The following is a 23,630-nucleotide window of genomic DNA, read 5'->3' as shown; positions in this document are numbered from 1 at the left end:
GGCCCCCCGCCGGCGGGGCGGGCGCCGCGCGGCGCCGGCGCGCGGGGCGTGGGGGGAGGTGAGCCCGGGGGGGGGGGCGCCCCGCACCCCCCGGCCGGGTGGGGTTCCTCTTGAGCGGAGAGGCGCCCCACCCGGCCGACTGTGTGCGGGGGGTCAGATCGTCGTGCCGTCGCCGCCGCCCGAGGCCACCTTGATGCCCGCGGTGATCTCGTCGATCACGGACTCCTTCTGGCCGACGTCGACGCCGAAGCGGACGACCACGATCTGGCTCGCGCTGGCCGGCGAGGGGAACGCGAGCGACTCGACATAGCCGTCGGCGCCCTTGCTGGTGATCGCCTTCCAGCGCACCAGGTAGCCCTTCTGCCCGGCCACAGTGACGGCCTTGGAGGCGAGCACCTGGTGCGAGGTGATGCTGCCGTAGGTCGTGCCGCCGTAGGACTCCTTGGCGTTGGCGGCGATGTCCGCCTTCGCGACCTCCTCGGCGGTGGTGCCCTTGGTGCCCAGCACCACCGCGGGGGCCGAGTACGCCCCGCCGTTCGTACAGGTCTGGGCGGTGTTGCCGGGGCACTTGTACGAGGTGTTCGACGTCACCTGCGCGCCGACCTCGATGACCTGGCCGTACCAGTCGGACGGCACGGTGAAGCTGATGCCGTCGAGCGAGTCGGTCACGGTGCCGCCGGCCTTGACCTTCGGCTGCGCGGACTGACTGGGCGCGGGAGTCGCACCGCCCGTACCACCGGAACCACCCGTACCGCCGGACCCGCCGAAGGGATTGCCCTGCCCGCCCGTGCCGCCCTGTCCCTCGGGGCCGCCCTGGCCGCCGACACCACCCTGCCCGTTCGGCGCCTGCTGCGTGCCGGCCTGGTTGCCGTTCCCGCTGCCGTTGCCGGACAGTGCGTAGGCGCCGACACCGATGGCCGTCAGGACCGCGACGGCCAACGCCACGGCTATGCCGGTGCGCAGAGTGCGGCGCGGCGCGGCCGGGGGCTGCGCGGGATAGGCCGGGTACGCCCCGGGGAACGGCGGCTCGGTCGGGGGACCCCATTCGGCGGCCGACCCGGCCGGGCGGGTCCGGTCCGTCCATGCCTTGCCGTCCCACCAGCGCTCGGTGGCGGGACCGTCATTCGTCTGCCCGGGATCGGGGTACCACCCGGGGGGAGTCACCTGCGTCATGTCCCTACCGTATGAGGCGTCGGTGAAAGCGGGATGAGAGGATCCGGCCGCGACGGTGCCACCGGCGCCGCCGACGATCGCGCGCCCGGCCGTCACCTGCCGCGCGTGCCGGGTCCGGCGCCGTCGCCGGGCCGTGCGGCAGACCTGTTCATGGTGTTGCGTGATCGATCGAAAGTGGCTTTATTTCGACGCCTTCTGACTGTTCGTCACGCCCGCGTATCCCGCCGTCACCCGATACGGCAACAGCTGCCCTGACCGCCCTCCGCCGCGGCGGCCGGACGGCTACGCTCGAGGTCTGTACGCCGTTCGGCCTACTCGGGGAGGAATCGGGATGACGGAGGACGGGCCTCCGGAGGCCACCTCGGCCTCCCTGTGGGAGCGCGACGAAGAGGTCGCCGGTGTGGTGGAGGCGATCGACGCCCTGTGTGCGGACCAGTCGTCCTCGGGGAGTCTGCTGGTCGTCCGGGGCGAGGCGGGGTTCGGGAAGACCGCGCTGCTGGCGGAGACCCGCCGTATCGCCGAGGAGCGCAACTGCGTGGTCTGGCAGGCCCGCGGCGGCGAGACCCTCAAGTCCGTCCCCTTCAACGTCGTACGGCAGTTGCTGCAGCCCGCCCTGCTCTCGCTGATGCCCGAGGAGGCGCGCGAGTACCTCGGCGACTGGTACGACATCGCGGGCCCCGCCCTCGGCATCGCCGAACCCGGCGAGCGGCAGGCCGACCCGCAGGGCGTGTGCGACGGCCTGGTCGCCGCCGTACGCAGGCTCGCCAAACGCGAGTGGCCCCTCGTCCTGCTGGTCGACGACGCCCACTGGGCCGACCAGGAGACCCTGCGCTGGCTCGCCGCGTTCGCCGAGCGCCTCGACGACCTGTCCGTCCTCGTCGTGGTCGCCCGCAGGCCCGGCGAGATCCCCGGCGAACGCGGCCGGTACCTGGACACTGTCGCCGCCCTCACCGGCCACCCCGTCGCCCAGCTGAGCGCCCTGACCCCGCCGGCGACCGCCGGCCTCACCCGCGCCACCGTCGGCCCGCACGCCGACGACGCGTTCTGCCGCGAGGTGTGGGCGGTCACCGGCGGCAACCCGTACGAGACCGTCGAACTCCTCGCCAAGGTGCAGGACAGCCAACTCGCCCCGGTGGAGGCCTCGGCCGCCGAACTCCGCGCCCTGAACCGCTCCTCGCGCGGCGGCGGACTCGTCGCCCGCCTCGACGGCCTCGGTACCGAGGCCACCCGGTTCGCCTGGGCCGCCGCCATCCTCGGCACCGGCATCTCCGTGAAACTGGTCGCCCGGCTCGCCACCATCACCGGCGACGAGGCGGACCGCTGCGCCGAACTGTTGTGCAGCGAGCGCATCCTCACGGCCCCCGACCCCGCCGCCTCCCAAGCCGACGCCGGCGAGCTTGAGTTCGTCCATCCGCTGATCGCCAGCGCCGTCTACGACTCCATCCCGGGCGGCTGGCGTACGGCCATGCACGGCATCGCCGCCCAGGTCGTCACCGACTCCGGCCGCGGCGCCGCGGCCGCCTCACGGCATCTCCTCCAGGTGCACCCGGAGGAGGACCAGGAACTCGTCGAGCAGCTGCGCGAGGCCGCCAGGGAACACCTCTCCATCGGCGCCCCCGACGCGGCCCGCCGCTGTCTGGAGCGCGCCCTGGTGGAGCCGCCGCTCGCCGAGACCCACGCGAGCGTGCTCTACGAACTGGGCTGCGCCACCCTGCTCACCGCACCCGCCACCACCATCGGCCACATCCAGAGCGCCCTCGCCATGCCGGGCCTCGACGGCCAGGCGCGCGTGGACGCCGTCTTCCGGCTGTCCCAGGCGCTGACCCACAACAACCAGCTGGAGGAGGCCGTCCGCACCGTCGAGGCGGAGGCCGCCCGGCACGAACCGGGCACCGCCCGGATGCGGCTGCAGGCCGTGCAGTACATGTGGGAGGGCATCCACGCGGGCGAGGGCACCTCCCCGGGACGCTCCGAGCGGCTCGCCGAACTCGCCGCCACCTGCACCGGCCGCGACAACTCCGAGCGCGCCCTGCTCATCCTGCGCGGCTTCGACGCCATGACCCACGGCGAGAACGCCGAGGAGGTCGTCGAGGTCTGCGACCGCGCCCTCGTCAACGGACGGCTCGCCCCCGGCCTGGGCTGGACCGACACCGAGTGGGGCCTCGAGATCCTCATGATGCTGGCCAGCGCCTACGCCTACACGGACCGCCTGGACCGCGCGGAGAGCCTCTACAACGAAGCCCTGCGCGCCTACGAGTCGGCCGGCTGGAGCGGCGGCCATCTCTCCCTGGCACACGCGTATCTCGGCCTCGGCCTGCGCAGGCGCGGCCGGCTCCGGGAGGCGGAGATCACGCTGCGCGAGTCCCTGCGGCTGGCCGAGCGGGTCGGCCGCGGACTGCCCCTGTACTGGTCGGCGACCTGCAACCTGGTCGACACGCTGCTCGCCCGCGGCCATGTCGAGGAGGCCTGGGCGATCGCCGAACAGTACGGCTTCGCACCGCCGTACCCGTCCACCATCGTGCTGCCCGACCCCCGCTGCGTGCGCGGCCGGCTGCTGCTCGCCGTCGGCCGCACCAAGGACGGCATCAACGAACTGGAGGAGGCCGCGAAGGCGGCGAGCGCGCGCAGCCACCACAACCCGGTCCTGGTCCCGTGGGCCGTCGACCTCGCCCGCGCCCTCGCCGTCGAGGACCCCACCCGCGCCGCCCAGCTCGCCTCCGACGCCCGCCGCCGCGCCGAACGCTTCGGCACGGACACCGCGATCGGCGAGGCCCTGCGGTGCGCCGCCGCACTGGAAACTGGTCAGCGCGCGGTACGGCTCGCCGCGCAGGCTGTCGCGTACCTGGAGTCCTCGCCCTGCCAGTACGAACACGCGGCGGCGCGGGTGGAGTACGGGATCGCCGCGCGGTCGGTGGCTGAGATCAACAGGGGTTTGACGCTGGCGCGTTCGTGCGGGGCGGACGGTTTGGCGACGCAGGCGCGGGAGGTGTTGGAGACGGGGAGGGGGTTGCGTTGAGTCGTTTTTCGGCTGCGGGTCGGTGGGGGCTGGTCCAGCCCCGCGGCGGAGCCGCTGATGGATACGGCCCCGCGCCCCTCAAAGGCGCTGGCTGACCGGTGTCTTCAGGGGGGCGGGGAACTGCGCGACCAGCCACGACGCAGCCGCAGTCGACTCGCCAGGTCACCCCCACCCCCTCAGTCGCCGTCTTCCTCCAGCACCCGCTGAGCCACGGCGAAAGCCGAGTTCGCCGCAGGCACCCCGCAATACACCGCACTCTGCAACAGCACCGCGCCGATCTCCTCCGCCGACAGCCCATTACGCCGAGCCGCCCGCACATGCATCGCCAGTTCGTCGTAATGCCCATGAGCAGTCAACGCGGTCAGCGTGACCATGCTCCGCTCGCGCCGCGACAACGTGTCGTCGGTCCAGATCTCCCCCCACGCGTACCGCGAGATGAAGTCCTGGAAGCGCGCGGTGAACGGCGTCTGCCGGGCCTGCGCACGGTCCACGTGCTCGTCGCCGAGTACCTCACGCCGTACCGCCATCCCGCGCCTCGCGCCCCCGTCCAGATGCGCGCGCAGCGCCGTGAGGACGGCCTCCGGGCACTGGGCGGGCGCCAGATGCGAGGCGCCCGGGATCTCGACCAGGGCCGCGCCCGCCACCGCGTCGGCGATCTCCCGCAGATGCGCGGGCGGGGTCGCCGGGTCCTCTCGCCCGGCGATCGCCAGCGTGCGCGCGCGGATCTCGGAGAGCCGCGACCGCAGGTCGAACGCGGCCAGTGCGTCACAGCACGCGGCGTACGCGTCCGGGTCGGCGGCCCGCTGGTCGGCCACCAGCTCCGGCACGGTGAACCCGGGCGTGAACCAACGGGAGTTCGCGTTCTCGGCCAGCCAGTCCAGCCCCTCGCTCCGTACCCGCGCGGCCCGTTCCTCCCACGGCTTCGCCCCGTTGAAGTGCGCGGAGGAGCAGATCACGGCGAGTGAGGACACCCGCTCGGGGTGCTCCACCGCGAGATGCAGACCCACCGCACCGCCCAACGACACACCCGCGTAGGCGAATTGCCCGATCCCGAGGGAGTCGGCGAGCGCGAGCACCAGGCCGGCGAGGTCACCGACGGTCGCCCCGGGGCCGATCAGATCCGGTGCCGAACCACGGTGTCCCGGCAGGTCCCAGCGGATCACCCGGTGGGTGATGGACAGTTCGGGCGCGACCTTGTCCCAGAGCGCGTACGACGTACCCAGCGAGGGGCCGAGCAGCAGCGGGGTCGCCGAAGCAGGCCCCTCGGCACGGAAGTTGAGCAGCTTCTCGGTCAACGTCGCTCCAGCGCACGGTCGGTGAGGGTTCCGGCGGAACCCGTGTAGCGGGTGGGGTCGGTGAGTGCGGAGAGGTCGAGGTCCTTCAACTCGGGCTCCTCGGCGAGCAGTTCGGCCAACGAACGGTCCTCCGCGTATGTCCGCCGGGCGACCTCCGTGAGCAGCTCCTTCGCCCGGGCCCGCCCGAGCAGCGGCGCCAGCTCGGCCGACAGCCGCTCGGAGACGATCAACCCATGGGTGAGACCGAGGTGTTCACGCATCACGTCCGGGTGCACCCGCAGCCCCACAGCCAGTTCGGCGGCATGGTGCGCCGCACCGCCGACCAGCCGCAGCAGTTCACGCAACGGTTCCCACTCGGCGTGCCAGGCCCCGGCAGGCCGCTCGTCCTCGGCGACCAACGAGCCGTAGAGGACGGCCGCGAGCTGCGGTGCCTGTCGCGCGGCGGCGGCGATCAGTGTGGACCGTACGGGATTCGCCTTGTGCGGCATGGCCGACGAACCCCCGCCGCTGCCTTCCGAGACCTCGGCGATCTCGGTGCGGCCCAGGACGAGCACATCGGCGGCGAGCTTGCCCAGCGCGCCCGCCGTGAAGGCCAGACACCCGGCCAGGTCGGCGATCGGCGTCCGCAGCGTGTGCCAGGGCAACTGCGGGGTGGCCAGCCCGAGTTCACGGGCGTACGCGTCCGGCAGAGTGAGGGGGTCCCCGGCGCCGTACGCGATGAAGGCCGCCAACGTGCCTGCCGCGCCCCCGAGTTGGACGGGCAGCCCGTCCCGCACCACCCGCACGCGGTCCCGTGCGTCGAGCACCAGCGACCGCCATCCCGCGGCCTTCAGCCCGAAGGTCGTCGGTACGGCGTGCTGGGTGAGCGTGCGGCCCGGCAGTGCGGTGTCGCGGTGGGCGGCGGCCAGCTCCGCCAGCGCGATCTCCGTACGCGTGAGGTCGGCCAGGACCAGGTCCAGGGTGCGGACGGCGACCAGCATCGTCGCGGTGTCCATGATGTCCTGGCTGGTCGCGCCCCGGTGGACGTAGGGCCCGTACTCCGCGCCGACCGCCTTCGTCAGATCGGCGACCAGCGGGATCACCGGGTTGCCGCCGCCGCGGGCTCGCTCCGCGAGGGACCGTACGTTGTACCGGTCCAAGTCGGCCGCAGCCGTCACCGCCGTCGCGGCCTCGGTGGGGGCGAGCCCCAGCGCGGCCTGGGCGCGGGTGAGCGCGGCCTCCGCGTCTAGCAGGGCTCGTAGGTACGCGGTGTCGCCGGTCGCGGACGCGGCGGGGGAGCCGGCCCACCCGGGGGCGAGCAGGCCGGTGTGCGACGGGTCGGCAGCTGTCACTGGAACTCCAGGAATACCGTTTCGCCTTCGCCCTGAAGGCGGATGTCGAAACGGTATGTGCCCCTGCCGTCGTCCCGCGCGATCAGCGTGTCGCGTCGCGCCGCGTCCAGCCCGGACAGCAGCGGGTCGGCGGCGAGCGCGGCCTCGTCGCCCGGGAGGTAGATGCGGGTGAAGAGGTGCACCAGCAGTCCGCGCGCGAAGACGCACGCGCTGAGGTACGGGGCGCTGAGCCCCCGCGGACCCGGCCGTAGTGTCCGCGCGTACCAGTGGCCGTTGGCGTCGGTCTGGATGCGGCCCCAGCCGGTGAACTCCACGCCGTTGCGGCCGAGATAGCCGCCGCTGGCCGGGTCGCGCCGGATCGAGCCGTCGGTCGTGGACAGGTTGCCCTCGGGGTCCGGACCCCACAGCTCCACGAAGGCGTCCGGCAGCGGACTGCCCTCGCCGTCGTACACGTATCCCTGGACGGTGATCGTGTCCGGGTGCCCGAGCGGCGCGATGTCGCCGCCGCCGGGGAACGGGAGCGCGTAGCCGTAGAAGGGGCCGACCGTGTGCGACGGGGTCGGCAGCACGGACTCCGGGCGGCTCGTGTCGATCTTCGTCATGGCGGGTCAGCGTCCTTCTTCGATCCAGGTGGCGTGCGGGCCGTCGAGCACGATGTCCCAGTGGTAGCCCATCGAGAACTCGGGCACGGAGAGGCTGTGGTCGTAGGTCGCGACGAGGCGCTGGCGGGCCGCGTCGTCCGTCACCGACTGGATGATCGGGTCGTAGGGGAACAGCGGGTCGCTCGGGAAGTACATCTGCGTCACGAGCCGTTGGGTGAACGCCGTGCCGAACATCGAGAAGTGGATGTGCGCCGGACGCCAGGCGTTGACGTGGTTGCGCCAGGGGTAGGGGCCCGGCTGGATCGTGGTGAAGCGGTAGTTGCCCTCGTCGTCGGTCAGCGTGCGCCCGACACCGGTGAAGTTGGGGTCCAGCGGGGCGTCGTGCTGCTCGCGCTGGTGCGCGTAGCGGCCGGCCGAGTTCGCCTGCCAGATCTCCACCAACTGCCCGCGGACCGGCCGCCCTTCGCGGTCCAGCAGCCGCCCGGAGACGGTGATCCGCTCGCCGATCGGCTCGCCGTTGTGCTGTCGGGTCAGGTCGTTGTCGATCTCGGTGATGTCCCGTTCGCCGAAGGCGGGGGAGGCGAGTTCCACCAGCTCCGGGTCCTTCGAGACGTCGATGGTGACCGGCGGCTGTTTCGGGTGGCGGAGGAGTGAGGAGCGGTAGGGGGCGTAGTCGCGGCGCGGATGGTGTTCGACGGGCGCTCCGTCGGCGACCCGCTTCTCGTAGGTCGCGTGCTCGGCCGCTATTTCGAGGTCGATGTCGTGCTGGGTGAGAGCCATGGGGATTCCTACCGTTCGAGGGCGAGGCCCTGGTCCACGCCGATGCAGAGGGGGGCGACGCCAACTCCCGTGCCCTTGCGGGCGAGTTGGCGGGCGACGGTACCGGTCGGCCGGGCACCGGAGGCGCCGAGAGGAGGACCGAGGGCGATGGAGCCGCCCTGCGGGTTGAGGATCGCCGGGTCGAACTCGGGCCGTTCGGCGACACATCCGAGGACCAGGGCGGCGAAGGCCTCGTTGAGTTCGAGGACTGACGGGTCGTCAAATCCCTTGCCCGCTTTGGCGGGTGCGCGGTTCACGGCCTCGACGGGAGCGAGTCCGAAGTGGTCCGGGTCGAGCGCGTGCACACCGGTCGCCGAGACCCGGGCGAGGGGCTGACGGCCGGTGGCCTTGAGGCCCTCCTCGTCGGTCGGCGGCAGGGCTGCGGCACCGTCGTTGAGCGGCGAGGCGTTGCTCGCGGTGACGGTCCCGCTCTCGGTGCGGAACGACACCTCCTTCGGCGGCGAGGCGAGGGAGGCGCCGCCCGAGCCGTCGTAGCGCCAGGGCAGTCCGCCCTCGGCGACCTGGGTGCCGACGCCCGCCGGGGCGTGGAAGGCGGGGATGCCCGCCCCGCCCGCGCGCAGCCGCTCCGCCAGGGTGCCCTGGGAGATCAGCTCGACCGCCAGTTCCCCGGCCGGGTACTGGCGGGTGAACTCCTTGTTGGCGCCGATGCAGGAGCCGGTCACCCGGGCGATGCGGCCGTCGGCCGGTGTCGCTCCGTCCGGCGCATCGGCCACTGCCTCCAGGGCTGTGGCGACCACTTTGTCCATCCGTGAAGTCCCGTCCCGTCCGAGCGCCCGGTCAGCAGTCCATGCGGTTCGGCCCGCCGCAGTTCATCAGGGCACTGAGCATTTCGGTGAAGTTTCTTTCACGCTGCCACTGCGGGGCCGCCTCGTCAAGACCTGGGAGAAGTCCCAGGTCGGCTCCGTGCACAGGCCTGGACTCGGCCCCAGGGACCCCGGGTATCGTTCAGTGCACGGACGAATACGACGACTACGGGAGAGCACATGGGCGCGGTGGACCTCACCAGCCACCCCGGGCACCTCGCCCGGCGGCTCCAGCAGGCGCACTACCTGCTGTGGAACACCATGGTCTCCGAGGAGATCACCTCGCCGCAGTTCGCGGTGCTCAACGCGCTCGTCGCCGAACCGGGGCTCGACCAGCGCACGGTGGGCGAGCGGGTGGGCCTGGACCGGTCGACCGTCGCCGAGGTGATCAGCCGGCTGAGCGGCCGTGGTCTCCTCGACAAGGTGCGGGACGCGCGCGACGGGCGCCGTTTCCTGCTCCGCCTCACCGACGACGGCCGGCGCGTCCACCGCAAGCTCGCCGTCCGTACGGCCCGGATGAACCAGGTCTTCCTGGCCCCCCTCTCCGCCGAGGAGCAGGGCGTCTTCCTCGACCTCATCCAACGGGTCTCGGACGCGGCCGAGGGGCTCCGCAACCCCACGGAGCCCCTCGCCGCCCGCCGCTGACCCTCGGGTCGTCGCTGTCAGGCCTTGGCGAACACCACCCAGACCTGGCCCTTCGCGAAGTTCACGGGCGTGCCGTCGGAGCTGGTGAACTCCGTTCCGCCCGTCGCCGCCGGCCGCTTCCAGTCGACACTGAAGGTACGGCCGTCCCGCAGCACGTCCGCCTTCCCGGAGCCGACGGTCGAGGTGTACGGCGTGTTGTTGCCGAGGACGTCGTGGTAGGCGGACCTGCGGATCTGCACGTACTGGATCACGACCGTCGCCGGGGCCAGCCGCTTGCCGGCGGTCGTCACGGTGGGCGTGCCGTCCTCGGTGACCAGCCAGCGGTGCTGCGACCCGGACCAGGTGAAGGTGAAGCGGGCCGCCGGATAGCGCACCGTGCGGGAGGTGGTGGCCTTGCCGCCCGCGGGGGCCGCGCCGTAGTGGAAACCGGTCGTCAGGGCCGCTGCCCCCGGGGCGGACGAGAGCAGCTTGTTCGGGCGCAGGTAGAGGTTGTGCGGGGCGGACTTGTCGACCCCCCGGTAGTAGGCGCTCGCCACTTCGTCGGGCGATGCGGAACGCAGCGGGGCCTTGGCGATCAGCGGCAGCAGTTTGTGCTGTGCCCCGGAGAAGGCGAGCGTCGGATCGTCGAACTGGCGCAGCAGCTCCAGATCGGAGACGCGGGCGCTGCGCACCGGCCCGACGGACTTGGGGAGCTTGGTGGCGAACACCGCCATCAGCCGGCTCAGCCCGCCCTCGACCTGCTCGGCGTAGACGATGTCCGCCGAGTCGAGGCCCGTCTGCGGTCGGGCCGCGGGCACGTTGTCGATCTTCACGGCGAGCACCGGACCGGCGGCGGGGGCGACCGTGCTCGGGCTCTGGGCCGGGCTCTGCGTGGGGGACTGGGTCCGACCGCGTCCGTCGTCGCCGCTGCCGCCGTGATGCGCCGTGCAGCCCACCACGAGGGAGGCCGTCATCGTGGCGGCCAGCAGCGCCGCTCTTCTCGCGCCGCGACGCCGGGGCGCCTTCTGTCCCATGCCCACCGTTGCCACCAGTCTGTGTTTTCGATTGTGCTCTTATAAGTTCATTGGTGGCCATACCCGCTCGGTTGTGTTTGTGCGCGTCGAATGGGCCGATCGGCCCACCGGAAGATCCGGAAGCGTTCAGTCCGGAGGCCCGAGGATCTCCGCGAGGTCGTAACGGACCGGTTCCTCCAGCTGTGCGTAGGTGCAGCTCTCGGGCGTCCGGTCCGGGCGCCAGCGGCGGAAACGCGCCGTGTGCCGGAAGCGCGCGCCGTTCTCCATGTGGTCGTACGCCACCTCGGCCACCCGCTCCGGCCGCAGCGGCACCCAGGAGAGGTCCTTCTTGCCCGACCAGCGGCTCGGTGCCCCCGGCAGCCGGGCGCTCTCATGCGCGGCCTCCTCCGCCCAGGCCGCCCACGGATGCCCGGCGGGATCGTCCATGCGCAGCGGCTCCAACTCGTCGATCAGCTCGGCGCGCCGCTTCATGGTGAAGGCGGCCGACACACCTACGTGTTGCAGGGCGCCGTGATCGTCGTGGAGGCCGAGCAGGAGCGAGCCCACTACGGGCCCGCTCTTGTGGAGGCGGTACCCGGCGACCACCACGTCCGCCGTCCGCTCGTGCTTGATCTTGAACATGGCGCGCTCGTCCTGGCGGTACCGCAGATCCAGCGGCTTCGCCACGACACCGTCGAGCCCGGCGCCCTCGTACTGCTCGAACCAGCGCCGCGCCACCTCGATGTCGGTGGTCGCGGGCGCGAGGTGCACGGGCGGAGTCGCGTCGGACAGTGCCCGTACGAGCAGTGCACGCCGGTCGCCGAGCGGTATGTCGAGCAACGACTCGTCGGCCAGGGCCAGCAGGTCGAAGGCGACGAAGGAGGCCGGGGTCCGCTCGGCCAGCGTCCGTACCCGCGAGTCGGCCGGGTGGATGCGCTCGGTCAGCGCGTCGAAGTCGAGCCGCCCCTCCCGCGCGATCACGATCTCGCCGTCCAGCACACAGCGCTGTGGCACCCGCTCCTTCAGCGCCTCGACCAGCTCGGGAAAGTACCTGGTCAACGGCTTTCCGGTACGGCTGCCCAGCTCGACCTCGGCGCCGTCGCGGAACACGACGGCCCGGAAGCCGTCCCACTTCGCCTCGTAGTGCATGCCCGGCGGAATCCTCGCCACCGACTTGGCGAGCATCGGCTTCACGGGCGGCATCACCGGCAGATCCATGGTTCCGATTCTGCGCTTGTACGCCGCTTGTCGCCCGGTATGCAATGTTCCGGCGGCGGGCCTACCGTGGCTCGCATGGGCGAAGCGGTGGAACTGGAGGCGGGCGGCCGGACCGTACGGCTGTCCAGCCCCGACAAGATCTTCTTCCCGGAGCGCGGCTTCACCAAGCTGGACCTCGCCCGCTACTACATCGCGGTCGGCCCCGGCATCCTGCGCGCCCTGCGCAACCGCCCCACCACCCTGGAGCGCTACCCGGACGGGGTCGAGGGCGAGAACTTCTTCCAGAAACGGGCGCCCAAGAACATGCCCGACTGGATTCCGCGCGCCCACATCACCTTCCCCAGCGGACGCAGCGCCGACGAGATGTGCCCCACCGAGCAGGCCGCCGTCCTGTGGGCCGCCCAGTACGGCACGCTCACCTTCCACCCGTGGCCGGTGCGCCGCGACGACGTCGACAGCCCCGACGAACTCCGTATCGACCTCGACCCGCAGCCCGGCACCGACTACGACGACGCCGTCCGCGCCGCCCACGAACTCCGCGCCGTACTCGACGAGTTCGGCGGTCTCAAGGGCTTCCCCAAGACCTCCGGCGGACGCGGCCTGCACGTCTTCGTGCCGATCGAACCGAACTGGACCTTCACCCAGGTCCGCCGCGCGGCCATCGCCGTCGGCCGCGAACTGGAACGCCGGATGCCCGAGCAGGTGACGATCAAGTGGTGGAAGGAGGAGCGCGGTGAACGCATCTTCGTCGACTACAACCAGACCGCCCGCGACCGCACCATCGCCTCCGCCTACTCCGTACGGCCCCGCCCGCACGCCCCCGTCTCGGCCCCGCTGCGCTGGGACGAGGTCGGCACCGCGCACCCCCGCGACTTCGACCTCGCGACCATGCCGGCCCGGTTCGCCCAACTCGGCGACGTGCACGCCGACATGGACGACCACCGCTACTCCCTCGACGCCCTCCTCGAACTCGCCCGCCGCGACGAACACGACCACGGGCTCGGCGATCTGCCGTACCCGCCGGAGTACCCGAAGATGCCGGGGGAGCCCAAGCGGGTACAGCCGAGCCGGGCGAAGAAAGAGCCCGAGGGATCCTGAACGGATGACCCGCCTCCTGACCCGAAGCGACCTCGGTGACCTCCTGGAACCCTCGGCCTGTCTCGCCGCGCTGCGCGACGGCTTCCGCGCCGTGGGGGCCGAGCCGGCGATTCCCGGCCAACGGGTGCGCACCGACCTGCCGTTCCCCGGCACGGCCACCGCCCTGATCCCCGGACTGCTGCCCGGCATCGAGGCCTACACCGCGAAGGTCAACGCCAAGTTCCCCGGCGCGCGGCCCGCGTTGCGGGGTGTCATCTGCCTGTACAGCGGTGTGGACGGCGAGTTGCTCGCCCTGCTGGACTCGGCGACGATCACCGCCTGGCGTACGGGACTGGCGGCGGCGCTGGGCACCCATGTGCTGGCGGGCCCGGCCGAGGACGCGGCGGTGGGCGTGATCGGCGCGGGCGCGCAGGCCGAGTTGATGGTGCGGGGGCTGGGTGTCCTGCGGCCGTACGGTCAACTCCTCGTCCACGACACGGACTTCGAGCGGGCGACCGACTTCGCCGCACGGCACGGCGGCCGGGTGCTGGACTCGGCGACGGAGATCGCCACGGCCGCCGACATCGTGCTCCTCGCGACCTGGTCCCGCACCCCGTTGCTGTCCCTCGCGGACACCCGTCCGGGCCAGCACTTCACCAGCCTCGGCGCCGACGAACCCGGCAAACGGGAACTCGCCCCTGACCTGCTCGACGCGGCGCTCGTCGTCGTGGACGACCGCCAACTCGTCGCCTCCGTGGGCGCGTTGGCACCCAACGACATCGACACGACACTCGGCGACGTACTGCGCGGCGACCACCCGGGCCGCACAGACGCCGCCGCCCGCTCCGTGTACGCCCCCGTCGGCCTGCCCTGGCAGGACCTGGCGCTCGCCTGGCTGGCGTACCGGCGGGCGGAGGAGGACGGGGTCGGACGACGGGTGAATCTGCTGGGATGAGCGAGGGGGTCCCGTCGGGTTGGGAGCGCTCTCACCGTCCGCTTCGCCCGCGGCTATCCTGATCCGCAGCATCGAGGAGGGGTCCAGAAGTGACCGAGACAGCACCGCGCCCCACGCTGGAGGCCGTGGCCGCGCGGGCGGGGGTGTCGCGGGCCACCGTGTCCCGGGTGGTCAACGGCGGCGACGGGGTGCGGGAATCGCTCGTCGAACGGGTCCGGCAGGCCGTGGAGGAACTCGGCTACGTCCCCAACCAGGCCGCCCGCAGCCTGGTGACCAGGCGGCACGACGCCATCGCCGTGGTGATCGCCGAACCGGAGACCCGGGTCTTCGCCGACCCCTTCTTCGCCATGCAACTGAGGGGCATCAGCAAGGAGTTGACCGCCCACGACTCCCAACTCGTGCTGCTCCTCACGGAGGGCCGCGCCGACCACGCCCGCGTCGGCCGCTATCTCGCCGGCGGACATGTGGACGGCGCGCTCGTCTTCTCCCTCCACCTCGACGACCCGCTGCCCGGACTGATCCAACGGGCCGGTGTCCCCACGGTGTTCGGCGGCCGGCCCTGCTGGAGCGAGGGGACCCGCGCGTCCGGGCCCACCGTGTACGTCGACTGCGACAACCGGGGCGGTGCCCGCGAGGCCGTACGGCATCTCGTCGGGCTCGGCCGGACCCGGATCGCGCACATCACCGGCGCGCTCGACCAGACGTCCGCGGTGGACCGGCTCGACGGGTTCCGGGACGTCATGGTCGACGCCGACCCCCGGCTGATCGTGGAGAGCGACTTCACCCCGGGCGGCGGTGAGCGCGCCATGCGGGAACTCCTCGACCGCTGCCCCGACGTGGACGCCGTGTTCGCCGCCAACGACCTCACCGCCTACGGCGCCCTGAAGGTGCTCCGCGAGGAGGGGCTGCGGGTGCCGGAGGACGTGGCCGTGATCGGCTTCGACGACATGCTGCCGGTCGCCGAGCAGACCGAGCCGCCGCTCACGACGGTCCGCCAGGACATAGAGGAGATGGGCCGGCTGATGGCCCGCCTGCTGCTGCGCGGCCTCGACCGCCGGGTCACCAGCGAGGGCGTCGGAGGCGCGCCGTCCAGTGTGATCCTGCCGACCACACTGGTCCGCCGCGCCTCCGCGTAGGCCTGCCCCCGGGCCGCTCCGTCAGCTCTGCGGCGGCTCGCTCTTGATGATCGCGAAGCGGGCGCCGTGCGGGTCGGTGAGCTGGGCCATGCGGCCGACTCCCTCCATGGTGGCCGCGGGCACGGCGACCTTGCCGCCGGTCTCCAGCGCCTTGGCCACGGTGGCGTCCACGTCGGCGACCTCGAAGTAGGCCAGCCAGTACGCCCCCGAGGCCGCCCCGGTCGCGTCGAAGTCGAGCGGGACGACACCTCCGAACATCGCCTCCTCACCCGCACCCGCCGGGTTGAGACAGGTGTAGTCACCGCCCGGCATGGGGGCGGCCGAGGTCTCCAGACCGAGCGTGGCGTGGTAGAACGCGGCAGCCGCGGCGACGTCCGGTGTGTACAGCTCGACCCAGGTCAGCGAACCGGGGTCGCCCGCCACGTCGACACCCTTGGTGCGGCCCGGCTGCCAGATGCCGAACGCGGCGCCCGCCGGGTCCCTGAGGACCGCCATGTGTCCCTCGCCCATCACGTCCATCGGCTGGAACAGGACCGCGCCGTGCGCCTGTTCCACCGCCTTGGCCGTGGCCTCCGCGTCCGGGCTCTGGAAGTACACGCTCCACGCGGACGAGTCGTGCTCCGGGGGCAGTGGCATACCGCCGGCGACCGTTTTGCCGTCCAGTTGGAAGAAGCCGTAGCCGCCGGCCTCGGGTCCCGCGGACTGGAAAGCCCAGCCGAAGAGACCGCCGTAGAAGGAGATGGCGCCGTCGATGTCGGGCGAGCCGACGTCCAGCCAGTTGGGAGCGCCGTTGACGAAACGGGTGGTGAGCATCTTTGCCCTCCTCATTGAAGGGTCCCGTACTGGAGGGGGCCCGTTCTCTGCACTGCCGAGTCTTGCACCGCCCACTGACAATCGCTGCCGGTGTGGCGTGGTGAGTCGGCTCGACCGTTTTGTTCACCCTCGGTGACCGCGGAAGTTCTCCGTGTTTTCTTCCGGTTCCGCGCGCCGCCGTGCGCCGGTTCGGGCGCGGCGCCACCATCGGGGTGGCCGGAGGCCCCGGAGCGCGGCGTTGATCCCGCGTTGATCGAACGTTTTTCACCGCACGGCACGCTCATGCCCATGCACATCGACACGATCACCGCGCCCGACCTGGACTGGCAGCAGGAGGCGTTGTGCGCGCAGACCGGGGCGGACTTCTTCTTCCCCGAGCCCGGCAGCTCCGTCCGGGAGGCCAAACGCATCTGCGGCATGTGCCCCATCCGCTCCGCCTGCCTGGAGTACGCCCTCGACAACGACGAACGCTTCGGCGTGTGGGGCGGCCTCTCGGAGAAGGAACGCCTGGAGCTCAGGCGCACCTCGCGCTGACCGGGGCCGGGGCGTCTGTCGATGTCTCTCGCTCGGGGGAGTGCGGCTAGGATCCGGGGGCGCACCCGGGCGTAGCGCAGAGGCAGGCGCACGTCGTGCTCTGACGAATCACATCGGTTCGAATCCGATCCCCGGGCTGCGTTCGGGGGCCCTGTAGAGCAGAGGCAGACTCGCCACCTTGTCAGGGTGGATACGCCGGTTCGAATCCGGCCGGGGCCCCAATCCAGGGCACGGCCGGGGCGGGAATCGATGACTGACGAGGGCGGGATCACCGAGGCGGAACTCGCGGCCTTCCACCACGCGGTGGGCAGGCTGCGCGAGTTGCCCGTCGACGATCCGGTGCGGCTGCGCGCGGAGCAGGTGGCCGCGTCCTTCGCCCGGGACGGGCGGCTGCGGCGCCGCAAGGCGCGCGGCGCCGACGTGTCCGCGGCCGACGCGGCGGCGATGGCCGCGACGGCGACGGGCGCGGTGGACCGGCGTGAGGACGCCGCGCTGTGTCCGACAGATGGGCCGACGCATCTCGATTCCGGAGGGGTCTACCGCAAGCCGCGTGGTTGCTATGTCTGCAAGTCGCCCTATCGACAGGTGGATTCGTTCTACCACCGGCTGTGTCCCGAGTGCGCCGCCGACAACACCGCCCGCCGTGCGCTGAGTACGGATCTGAGCGGGCGCCGGGTGCTGCTCACCGGCGGGCGGGTGAAGATCGGTTTCCAGCTGGCCCTGATGATGCTGCGGGACGGCGCGGAGGTGCAGGTCACCTCGCGGTTCCCGCACGACACCGTGCGCCGCTTCCGCGCGGAGCCCGGCAGCGAGAAGTGGCTCGACCGGCTGACCGTGCTCGCCGTGGACCTCCGCGATCCGCGCCAAGTCCTGGGCCTGTGCGAGGAGTTGCGGCGGGCCGGCGATCCGCTGGACATCCTCGTCAACAACGCCGCCCAGACCGTACGGCGGCCCCCGCAGTCGTACGCCCTGCTGGCCGCCGGTGAGCGCGACGCACTGCCCGAAGGGGCCAGGCAGGCACCGGGGTTCACACCGATGCGGATGATCGAGGGCGGGGCCTCGGCGCTGCCCGTCGTCCTGCGCGAGGCCGACGAGGCCGGGCTGCTGCCCGACCCGTCCCCGGAGAACTCCTGGTCGGCGCGGCTCGGCGCCCTCGACCCGGCCGAGGTCCTGGAGACCCAGCTCGTCAACGCGCTCGCCCCCGCCCTGCTGTGCGACCGGCTGCTTCCGCTGCTGCTCGCGTCACCGCGTCCACGCCGGTATGTCGTCAACGTGACCGCCGTGGAAGGCCGGTTCGCCGTCCGCAACAAGACGGCCGGGCATCCGCACACCAACATGGCCAAGGCCGCGCTCAACATGCTCACGCGCACCAGCGCCGCCGAACTCGCCGAACAGGGCGTCCACATGTGCGCCGTCGACACGGGCTGGATCACCGACGAGAACCCCGCGCCCAAGAAGAACCGCATGGCCGGGGCCGGCTTTCGCACCCCGCTGGACATCGTGGACGGCGCGGCCCGCGTCTACGACCCGATCGTGCGCGGCGAGTCGGGGGACCCGGTGTCCGGGGTGTTCCTCAAGGACTACCGGGAGGCGGCGTGGTGAGCGGGGACACGGAGGACACGGGCGAGGTCGGCTTCGCCGGTGTGGTGTACGTCCCGCCGCGTCCGGTCGCCGAACTCGGGCCACTGCTCGACTGGTTGCGGGCGGGGCGGCCTGCCGGGGAGCGGCTGGACTTCGCCGTGGGGACGGCGCTGCCGGACGGGCGGCTCGATCTGTGCAAGCAGGGGTTGGGGGCGGAGGGCGCCGCGCGCGTCGCCGAGGCACTGGCCCAAGGTCCTTCGCCCGTACGGCACTTGCTGCTCGGTACGGACGGGCTCGGTGACGAGGGTGCAGAGGTCGTGGCCGGTGGGAGCGGTGAGGTCGAGACGCTCTACCTGGGGTGCAACGGGATCACGGCCGGCGGCGCCTGCCGGATCGCCGACCAACTGCGTGCCTCGCCGCAGGTCGTGACCGGTGTGTGGCTCAAGCGCAATCCGCTGGGCAGCGGTGGTGGGCGGGCGGCGGCCGAACTCATCGAGTCCGCGCGGTCGTTGCGCACGCTGGACCTCGTGCAGACCGGCCTCGACCCGGCGGGTACGACCGTTCTCGCCGATGCGCTGCTGGCCGCCGCAGGCAACGGGCGCCGTATCGAGCGGCTCTTCGTCGGCGGCAACCGGCTCGGCCCGGACGGCGCCGCACCGCTCGCCGCCGTTGTCGCGGCGGGCGCGATCGACGAACTCTATGTATCCGCCGCCCAGTTGGGCGACGCGGGCGCGCTCCGCCTGGCCGACGCCCTGGAGCGGGCACCGTACGGACGGCTCACGCGGCTGTCCGTCGCCAGCAACGGCATCGGTCCGCGGGCTGCGGCGCGGCTGGTAACCGCGGCCACCGTGGCCGGAGTCGCCCTGCTGGACCTCGGCCGGGTCCGGGCGGCGGGTGTGCTGGGCGCGGCCGACAACCACGTCGATCTGACCGCCGCCGAGAGCATCGCCCACACCCTCGTGGCCGCCGAACACCGCCTCACCCACCTCGTCCTGTCCCACACCGGGATGCGCAGCCGCGAGGCCCACCGCCTCCTCGACACGGCACCCCGCGCCGTCACCCCCACCCGCTTCGTCCTCGGCCAGGGCATCGCCGCCAGCATCAAGCGCCGCCTGGAGACTCTCACCGCCCACGTCCCGCCACCGGCGCTCGCCCCCGACGTGGCCGCCGTACGCAGCGTGCACCGCACGGCGCGGCCCGAAGAGGGCGACCACGGGGTCAGCGACGCGCCATCCCGGTGAATATGTCGGTCCAGAACCGTTGTTGCTGTGCCGACGCCCCCACCAGATATGTCGCCCGGAGCTTCGCGGGGAGCAGGGCGACCATGCGGGCCACCACCGCGCGGTGCTTCTTCAGCTGGGACAGCTCCGCGTTGGCGAGGATCTGGTGGACGACGTCGCTGTCGTCGCCGCCCTCGTCGGTGTGGTCGGCGGCGCGGCGCAGCCGGGCCTCCCAGTGGTCCGCGTCGCGGGCCAGTTCGCGCAGGCCCGTGACCGGGCGGCCCTTGAAGCGGTCGATCAGGGCGGTGAGCGGCACGGGAGCGTACTCGCCGTCGCCGAGGTAGACCGTCGCCATCTCCAGCGGCAGCCCCTTGCGGTGCAGCTTGATGAGCCGCTCCAGGGTGCGCTTGGTGATCCAGGCGCGGCCGTCGTCGTCGATGTCGTGCTTCCACCACTCCAGCACCGTCTCGGCGTCCGCGCCGTAGCGCGCGAGCAGCCACTCGTTGGCGGGGATGTCCTCCGGCTCCACCGTGAGCGAGGCCGTGAACCGCGTCGCCTGGGCGATGTTGTTGCGCGAGACCAGCAGCTTGCGGCCGAGGTGGTACGGCGGGTTCTGTACGGCGATCTGGGCCCGCAGGTTCTCGATGCGGCGGCCCGCGAGGGACCACTCCTGGGTGATCTCCATGAGCTTGGCGAACGCGGCCTTGTCCTTGGGGCGGTTGTACTCGTCCCAGACGATCGCCTTGGGGGCCGGCCCGGTGAAGTTCGCGGCCAGCAGGTTGTCCAGGGTGCCGTCCGGCGACGGGATCGGCGCGCACAGGTCCTCGACGTTCGTCACCGGCAGCGAGAAGTACAGCGGCTCCCGGCCCAGGCCCGCGCGGACCGTCTCCCTGACCAGCTCCGTCTTGCCACAGCCGGGCGGCCCTTGCAGCAGCACCGTCCAGCGGTTGCGCAGCGCGGCCCGCACCACCTGTCGTACCGGGTCGGGGATCGTGGCCGGGTTGGGCACGCCGAGGGCCTGGGCGACGCGGTCGAGGATCTCCGCCGTGCGGTTCTGGCCGGGTTTTCCGTCGGGACCCGGCTCGGCCAGCCGCAGCCGCTCGCCGTCGATCAGGGGCAGGCCCCAGCGGAGCGGGAAGCCCTCCTTCGCGTTGGCCAGGACGTGGTCCAGCGTGCGCGGGGACAGCAGTTCGCGCAGTGCGGGGGAGAGCGACGCCCACACGGCGAACACCGGATTCAGGTCCCAGGGGCGGTACTTGGCGGTGAGATGCCGGCGCCAGGACGTGTCGTTCGCCGTGATCCGCATCGTGACCATGCGGTCGAGCAGCGCGAGGTCGCCGCGCCGGGCCGAGGTCTCGGACAGGGACTCGTTGTCCGTGAGGAAGACACCGACGCAGCCGAGCGCCCGCAGATCGTGCTCGCCCAGCGTCCAGTTGCAGGCGATCTGCATCAGCTGCGACTGGATCGTGTCGCCCGCCTGCAGCGAGTCGTCGATGAGCAGCACGAACGGAGTGCCCGGCTTCAACTGGCTCATCACCAGCTGCCGCAGCACGAGTTCACCGGTGCCCGGGTCCCGCACCGGCGCGTTGATCAACAGGTCGTCCGGCGTCAGATTGGCCGCCGGGACGTACACCAGCTCGGTGCCCGGGTGGGCGCGGCCGATGTGGGAGAAGAACGTCGCCGTCTTGCCGATGCCGTGCTCACCGAAGATCTGCCCGGTCTGCCCCAGGTCGATCATCGCGTCGACGAAGGACTCCAGGCGCGACAGCTCACGCCGGTCGCGCTTGCCGTCGGCTGCCGTCGACTGCCCTGTCTCCGTGCTCATCTACCGCGATCCTGTCGTGACGCGATGGCAGTCCATCGCCGGGGTGTGCGTCTCGGGCCACTCGCTGCCGCCCTCGGTGATCAGCCAGATCCACTTGTCCGGCTCGGCGGGTGCGATCGGCGGCGCGTACCCGTCGGTGAGCATCACGACCGCGTCCGGGGTGACGTCGAACCTGCGGCCGTTCACCTCCGTGCGCCCCTCCACATAGTCCGCGACCACCTGGAAACTCGTGCCGCCACCGCCGTAGACCCGCTCGCCGGGCTTGAACGGCATGACCACGGCGTCGAAGGACAGCCAGTGGGCCTCGACTCCGTCGATGCGGCCGACGAGTTCGGTGAGCCAGCTGATCACGTGCTGGGGCATCGAGCCCGAGGTGTCGTAGGCGATGACCAGGACCTTGTCGCGGACCGGGCCGCGCCGGGAGAGCATCGGGTCCTGGCCGAGGGCCGCGAGCAGGGCGCCGCGCTTCTTCGGGTACACCAGCCGCTCTCCGTCGCGCAGCTTCGAGCCGATGACGTCGACCAGCCAGCGCTGCCACCAGTGGACCGCACGCGTGCGTGCCGTCTCGCCGCGCAGGATGCCCGCGCCGAGGTTCCCCCAGATCCGGGCGGCCCGCGCTGAACCGTCCTCCGTACGACCCATCAGGTCGAGCAACTCCCGCTCCGCGCCCGCGTGTCCGCGTCGGGCCGCCAGCAGGGAGTTCAGCAGCGCGGACGAGGCCACCGCGTCCACCGTCTCCTGGTCGGCCGGTACACCGCCGTCCAGCAGGTGCACGCACAGCCGCCGATCCGGGACCGGGGGATGCGCCATGCGCTTCAGCTCGCCGTAGACCTTCATGTCGGTGGCGACGAACTCCTCGTAGGGGACGGGCTCCAGGCCGTGTGCGGTGAGGTCGGTCTGGTACAGGCCGTGGATCTTCCGGGGGTCGATGCCGGTCGGGCGGCCGTCCAGAAGAGGCAGTTCGGGTCGGCCGAGGCGGACCAGGGCGACATGGTTGATGGAGACCTCGGCGGCCAGCTCGAACACCGGGTCCTCGCGCAGCTCGGGGTCGGCGAACAGGTGCCGCTGCACCAGGTGCCTGGCCTCGTGGAAGAGCACGAACTTCACGCCGTCCAGGCCGAGTCGGACGAAGAAGTCCGGGTTGAAGAGCAGCAGACAGGAGCCGTCGCCGGAGGCGACCACGGCCGCCGTGTCCACCGCCGTGGTCGGGATCTGGTGATGGCACTTCGCGTACAGCCAGGACGCCACCGCCGACTCGGTCAGCCCGAAGTCCAGCAGCGCGGCCTCCTTCAGCCGCCGAGCCTCGGCGACCGTCGCCGGGTCCGCCGGCCGGAACCGCTCCAGCGCCCTGCGGTCGGCCAGATCGACCACAGGGGTACGCCGACCCCGCTCCCCGTACGCCATCCCACGCCCCCCGCGCCGCAGTTCCCCCGATGGCTCATTGGTACCAGGCGCCACTGACATCGGGCCAAGGCATTACGCTCTGGCCCCAAGGGCGGGGTCGTAGCGCAGAGGCAGGCGCACCGGCCCCCACAGCCAGAACACGCTGGTTCGAATCCAGCCGCCCCGCCCCCCTCGCGGCCCGGCTCAGGCGATCGCGCCCGCCGTCATCACCAGCTCCGCCGCGTTTCCCTGGAAGGTGTCGATCAGCTGCGCCAGCACCGCCCAGGCGTCCTCGCGATCGGCCAAGTGGTCGCGCACCAGGGGCCGTAGCGCGTCCTGGGCTTCGCCCACGCGCGTGGGGAACAGCAGGTGACCTGACGAGAGCACCTTGAGTACGTGTGACGCGGGGCCCCAGGAGGTCGCGTAGTCGGCGGGGCCGTCCAGCACTCCGGCCTGCTCTACCCGGCGGGTGAACTTGCGGTGCGTGCCGAACTGCGCGCGCAGCGCGGGCGGGCAGTCCGGGCGTATCGCCAGTGCCCAGCGCGCGTAGCCGGGCAGGGGGCGATCCCGGTCCGCCTCGGTGACCGCCTGCCAGTCGGAGCGCTCCAGGACCATCGACGCGGCTGTCCGCGCGGACTGCATGGAGGTGCCCTCGCGCAGGGCGCCGACCAGGCCGAATCGGGTGAAGCTCGCGGGGACCGGCGGTTCCAGGTCCGGGTCCAGCCCGTCGACAACGGCCAACAGGGCTTCACGGTCGGGACCGAACGGCACACCCCGTGCGATGGCCCGCCGCATCGCGTTGTCCACCGACTTGTGCCGCCAGACCCACCGGTTCCGTTCCGGATCGTCCTGCTCCAGAACCCACAGCAGCACGGAGGAGGGGACCGCCGTCCTTGTCCAGGACCAGAGCAGAGCGTTTTGCCGGGGTTCGAGAGTTGCCGGTCCCTCCGGTTCGGGCAGGCCGATCCGGTGCCGTATCCGGTCCGCGTCCTGGTGGTCGATCAGGTCCAGCAGAAAGCCGACCGCCGCCCCTGACGTGCTGTTGTCACGCATGGCGGCATGATGCCGCAGCCGGGCCGGATCCCGGGGGGGGGGGGGGGGGGGCGGGGGGGGGGAGGGGGGGGGAGGCGCGCGCGCGCGCCCCCCAGCGGGGCGTGGGGGTTGGCCGCGTGAGCTAGAAATTCGAGGCCA

19 protein-coding genes, 3 tRNA genes and 2 pseudogenes are annotated in these 23,630 nt (G+C 72.1%); 11 read left to right on the top strand and 13 right to left on the bottom strand.

Annotation, left to right across the window (positions count from 1 at the left end; translation table 11 throughout):
* Positions 1-153: 153 nt before the first annotated feature.
* The gene (locus tag ACFXC1_RS42915) at positions 154-1,173 is read right to left on the bottom strand and encodes a DUF2510 domain-containing protein (RefSeq protein ID WP_381253601.1); all 1,020 of its coding nucleotides are present in this window, start codon (positions 1,171-1,173) and stop codon (positions 154-156) included.
* Positions 1,174-1,504: 331 nt separating this feature from the next.
* Here ACFXC1_RS42915 and ACFXC1_RS42910 point away from each other — a divergent pair, with 331 nt between their 5' ends.
* Positions 1,505-4,189 carry an ATP-binding protein gene (locus ACFXC1_RS42910; RefSeq protein ID WP_381253598.1) on the top strand — a complete coding sequence of 895 codons (2,685 nt, stop codon included), beginning with the start codon at positions 1,505-1,507 and terminating at the stop codon, positions 4,187-4,189.
* A 176-nt stretch (positions 4,190-4,365) separates the two neighbouring features.
* Here ACFXC1_RS42910 and pcaDC read toward each other — a convergent pair whose 3' ends face one another.
* The 6 genes and pseudogenes from pcaDC to ACFXC1_RS42880 all read right to left on the bottom strand — a co-directional run.
* On the bottom strand, positions 4,366-5,484 hold the full coding sequence (pcaDC, locus tag ACFXC1_RS42905) for a bifunctional 3-oxoadipate enol-lactonase/4-carboxymuconolactone decarboxylase PcaDC (protein ID WP_381253595.1): 1,119 nt from the start codon (positions 5,482-5,484) through the stop codon (positions 4,366-4,368).
* Positions 5,481-6,815: a 3-carboxy-cis,cis-muconate cycloisomerase gene (pcaB, locus tag ACFXC1_RS42900; RefSeq protein WP_381253592.1), complete on the bottom strand. Its 1,335-nt coding sequence runs from the start codon at positions 6,813-6,815 to the stop codon at positions 5,481-5,483. Before pcaB ends, pcaDC begins: the two co-directional genes overlap by 4 nt.
* Complete coding sequence (gene pcaG / locus ACFXC1_RS42895) at positions 6,812-7,417, bottom strand: protocatechuate 3,4-dioxygenase subunit alpha (protein ID WP_381253589.1); 606 nt, start codon at positions 7,415-7,417, stop codon at positions 6,812-6,814. Before pcaG ends, pcaB begins: the two co-directional genes overlap by 4 nt.
* A 6-nt stretch (positions 7,418-7,423) precedes the next feature.
* Entirely contained in the window at positions 7,424-8,197 is a 774-nt protein-coding gene (gene pcaH, locus ACFXC1_RS42890; protein WP_381253586.1) for a protocatechuate 3,4-dioxygenase subunit beta, read from the bottom strand.
* 8 nt (positions 8,198-8,205) lie between these two features.
* Positions 8,206-8,682 (bottom strand): annotated as a pseudogene (locus ACFXC1_RS42885) (3-oxoadipyl-CoA thiolase); the annotation flags it as partial.
* Positions 8,683-9,003, bottom strand: a pseudogene (locus tag ACFXC1_RS42880) (CoA-transferase); the annotation flags it as partial.
* A 237-nt stretch (positions 9,004-9,240) separates the two neighbouring features.
* On the opposite strand from ACFXC1_RS42880, the gene ACFXC1_RS42875 reads away from it, so the two are divergent.
* Complete coding sequence (locus tag ACFXC1_RS42875) at positions 9,241-9,705, top strand: MarR family winged helix-turn-helix transcriptional regulator (protein WP_381253583.1); 465 nt, start codon at positions 9,241-9,243, stop codon at positions 9,703-9,705.
* Between the two features lie 17 nt (positions 9,706-9,722).
* On the opposite strand, the gene ACFXC1_RS42870 is transcribed toward ACFXC1_RS42875, so the two are convergent.
* Positions 9,723-10,718, bottom strand: a complete 996-nt coding sequence (locus ACFXC1_RS42870; RefSeq protein WP_381253581.1) for a DUF3048 domain-containing protein — start codon at positions 10,716-10,718, stop codon at positions 9,723-9,725.
* A gap of 126 nt (positions 10,719-10,844) precedes the next feature.
* Positions 10,845-11,915 carry an ATP-dependent DNA ligase gene (locus tag ACFXC1_RS42865; protein ID WP_381253578.1) on the bottom strand — a complete coding sequence of 357 codons (1,071 nt, stop codon included), beginning with the start codon at positions 11,913-11,915 and terminating at the stop codon, positions 10,845-10,847.
* A gap of 75 nt (positions 11,916-11,990) precedes the next feature.
* Between ACFXC1_RS42865 and ligD the strand changes: the two genes are divergently transcribed.
* From ligD to ACFXC1_RS42850, 3 genes are all read left to right on the top strand, one after another.
* Entirely contained in the window at positions 11,991-13,013 is a 1,023-nt protein-coding gene (gene ligD / locus ACFXC1_RS42860) for a non-homologous end-joining DNA ligase (RefSeq protein ID WP_381253576.1), read from the top strand.
* 4 nt (positions 13,014-13,017) lie between these two features.
* Positions 13,018-13,947 (top strand): ornithine cyclodeaminase family protein, encoded by a 930-nt coding sequence (locus ACFXC1_RS42855; RefSeq protein ID WP_381253573.1) that lies wholly within the window; start codon positions 13,018-13,020, stop codon positions 13,945-13,947.
* A gap of 89 nt (positions 13,948-14,036) precedes the next feature.
* The gene (locus ACFXC1_RS42850; RefSeq protein ID WP_381253571.1) at positions 14,037-15,083 is read left to right on the top strand and encodes a LacI family DNA-binding transcriptional regulator; all 1,047 of its coding nucleotides are present in this window, start codon (positions 14,037-14,039) and stop codon (positions 15,081-15,083) included.
* Between the two features lie 21 nt (positions 15,084-15,104).
* Here the strand turns inward: ACFXC1_RS42850 and ACFXC1_RS42845 are convergent, their stop codons facing one another.
* Positions 15,105-15,896 (bottom strand): VOC family protein, encoded by a 792-nt coding sequence (locus tag ACFXC1_RS42845; protein ID WP_381253568.1) that lies wholly within the window; start codon positions 15,894-15,896, stop codon positions 15,105-15,107.
* A gap of 288 nt (positions 15,897-16,184) precedes the next feature.
* Between ACFXC1_RS42845 and ACFXC1_RS42840 the strand changes: the two genes are divergently transcribed.
* The 5 genes from ACFXC1_RS42840 to ACFXC1_RS42820 all read left to right on the top strand — a co-directional run bounded on the left by ACFXC1_RS42840 (position 16,185) and on the right by ACFXC1_RS42820 (position 19,252).
* Entirely contained in the window at positions 16,185-16,430 is a 246-nt protein-coding gene (locus ACFXC1_RS42840) for a WhiB family transcriptional regulator (RefSeq protein WP_381253566.1), read from the top strand.
* Positions 16,431-16,494: 64 nt separating this feature from the next.
* A tRNA-OTHER gene (locus ACFXC1_RS42835) sits at positions 16,495-16,567 on the top strand.
* A gap of 10 nt (positions 16,568-16,577) precedes the next feature.
* Positions 16,578-16,649 (top strand) — tRNA-Asp (locus ACFXC1_RS42830).
* 30 nt (positions 16,650-16,679) lie between these two features.
* Positions 16,680-18,032, top strand: coding sequence for an SDR family NAD(P)-dependent oxidoreductase (locus ACFXC1_RS42825; protein WP_381253563.1), 1,353 nt, complete (start codon positions 16,680-16,682; stop codon positions 18,030-18,032).
* The gene (locus tag ACFXC1_RS42820; RefSeq protein WP_381253561.1) at positions 18,029-19,252 is read left to right on the top strand and encodes a leucine-rich repeat domain-containing protein; all 1,224 of its coding nucleotides are present in this window, start codon (positions 18,029-18,031) and stop codon (positions 19,250-19,252) included. Before ACFXC1_RS42825 ends, ACFXC1_RS42820 begins: the two co-directional genes overlap by 4 nt.
* Here ACFXC1_RS42820 and ACFXC1_RS42815 read toward each other — a convergent pair.
* Positions 19,230-21,056: an AAA family ATPase gene (locus tag ACFXC1_RS42815; protein WP_381253558.1), complete on the bottom strand. Its 1,827-nt coding sequence runs from the start codon at positions 21,054-21,056 to the stop codon at positions 19,230-19,232. The genes ACFXC1_RS42820 and ACFXC1_RS42815 overlap by 23 nt on opposite strands.
* Positions 21,057-22,460, bottom strand: a complete 1,404-nt coding sequence (locus tag ACFXC1_RS42810) for a DUF2201 family putative metallopeptidase (protein ID WP_381253556.1) — start codon at positions 22,458-22,460, stop codon at positions 21,057-21,059.
* A gap of 91 nt (positions 22,461-22,551) precedes the next feature.
* Between ACFXC1_RS42810 and ACFXC1_RS42805 the strand changes: the two genes are divergently transcribed.
* Positions 22,552-22,627 (top strand) — tRNA-Trp (locus tag ACFXC1_RS42805).
* A gap of 16 nt (positions 22,628-22,643) precedes the next feature.
* Here the strand turns inward: ACFXC1_RS42805 and ACFXC1_RS42800 are convergent.
* Entirely contained in the window at positions 22,644-23,492 is an 849-nt protein-coding gene (locus ACFXC1_RS42800; RefSeq protein ID WP_381253554.1) for a hypothetical protein, read from the bottom strand.
* Positions 23,493-23,630: the final 138 nt, after the last annotated feature.

It is taken from the genome of Streptomyces hokutonensis, from assembly GCF_042751305.1.
Lineage (GTDB): Bacteria > Actinomycetota > Actinomycetes > Streptomycetales > Streptomycetaceae > Streptomyces > Streptomyces hokutonensis_A.
Note: the sequence above shows the minus strand (reverse complement) of the source record. Positions and strands in the feature narration are given on the sequence as shown.

What these genes read in the sequence shown, in the direction of transcription:
- ACFXC1_RS42915 (WP_381253601.1), bottom strand. Translation starts at nt 1,173, where the DNA reads ATGACGCAGGTGACTCCCCCCGGGTGGTACCCCGATCCCGGGCAGACG.
- ACFXC1_RS42910 (WP_381253598.1), top strand. Translation starts at nt 1,505, where the DNA reads ATGACGGAGGACGGGCCTCCGGAGGCCACCTCGGCCTCCCTGTGGGAG.
- pcaG (WP_381253589.1), bottom strand. Translation starts at nt 7,417, where the DNA reads ATGACGAAGATCGACACGAGCCGCCCGGAGTCCGTGCTGCCGACCCCG.
- pcaH (WP_381253586.1), bottom strand. Translation starts at nt 8,197, where the DNA reads ATGGCTCTCACCCAGCACGACATCGACCTCGAAATAGCGGCCGAGCAC.
- ACFXC1_RS42875 (WP_381253583.1), top strand. Translation starts at nt 9,241, where the DNA reads ATGGGCGCGGTGGACCTCACCAGCCACCCCGGGCACCTCGCCCGGCGG.
- ACFXC1_RS42870 (WP_381253581.1), bottom strand. Translation starts at nt 10,718, where the DNA reads ATGGGACAGAAGGCGCCCCGGCGTCGCGGCGCGAGAAGAGCGGCGCTG.
- ACFXC1_RS42865 (WP_381253578.1), bottom strand. Translation starts at nt 11,915, where the DNA reads ATGGATCTGCCGGTGATGCCGCCCGTGAAGCCGATGCTCGCCAAGTCG.
- ligD (WP_381253576.1), top strand. Translation starts at nt 11,991, where the DNA reads ATGGGCGAAGCGGTGGAACTGGAGGCGGGCGGCCGGACCGTACGGCTG.
- ACFXC1_RS42855 (WP_381253573.1), top strand. Translation starts at nt 13,018, where the DNA reads ATGACCCGCCTCCTGACCCGAAGCGACCTCGGTGACCTCCTGGAACCC.
- ACFXC1_RS42845 (WP_381253568.1), bottom strand. Translation starts at nt 15,896, where the DNA reads ATGCTCACCACCCGTTTCGTCAACGGCGCTCCCAACTGGCTGGACGTC.
- ACFXC1_RS42840 (WP_381253566.1), top strand. Translation starts at nt 16,185, where the DNA reads ATGCACATCGACACGATCACCGCGCCCGACCTGGACTGGCAGCAGGAG.
- ACFXC1_RS42825 (WP_381253563.1), top strand. Translation starts at nt 16,680, where the DNA reads ATGACTGACGAGGGCGGGATCACCGAGGCGGAACTCGCGGCCTTCCAC.
- ACFXC1_RS42815 (WP_381253558.1), bottom strand. Translation starts at nt 21,056, where the DNA reads ATGAGCACGGAGACAGGGCAGTCGACGGCAGCCGACGGCAAGCGCGAC.
- ACFXC1_RS42810 (WP_381253556.1), bottom strand. Translation starts at nt 22,460, where the DNA reads ATGGCGTACGGGGAGCGGGGTCGGCGTACCCCTGTGGTCGATCTGGCC.
- ACFXC1_RS42800 (WP_381253554.1), bottom strand. Translation starts at nt 23,492, where the DNA reads ATGCGTGACAACAGCACGTCAGGGGCGGCGGTCGGCTTTCTGCTGGAC.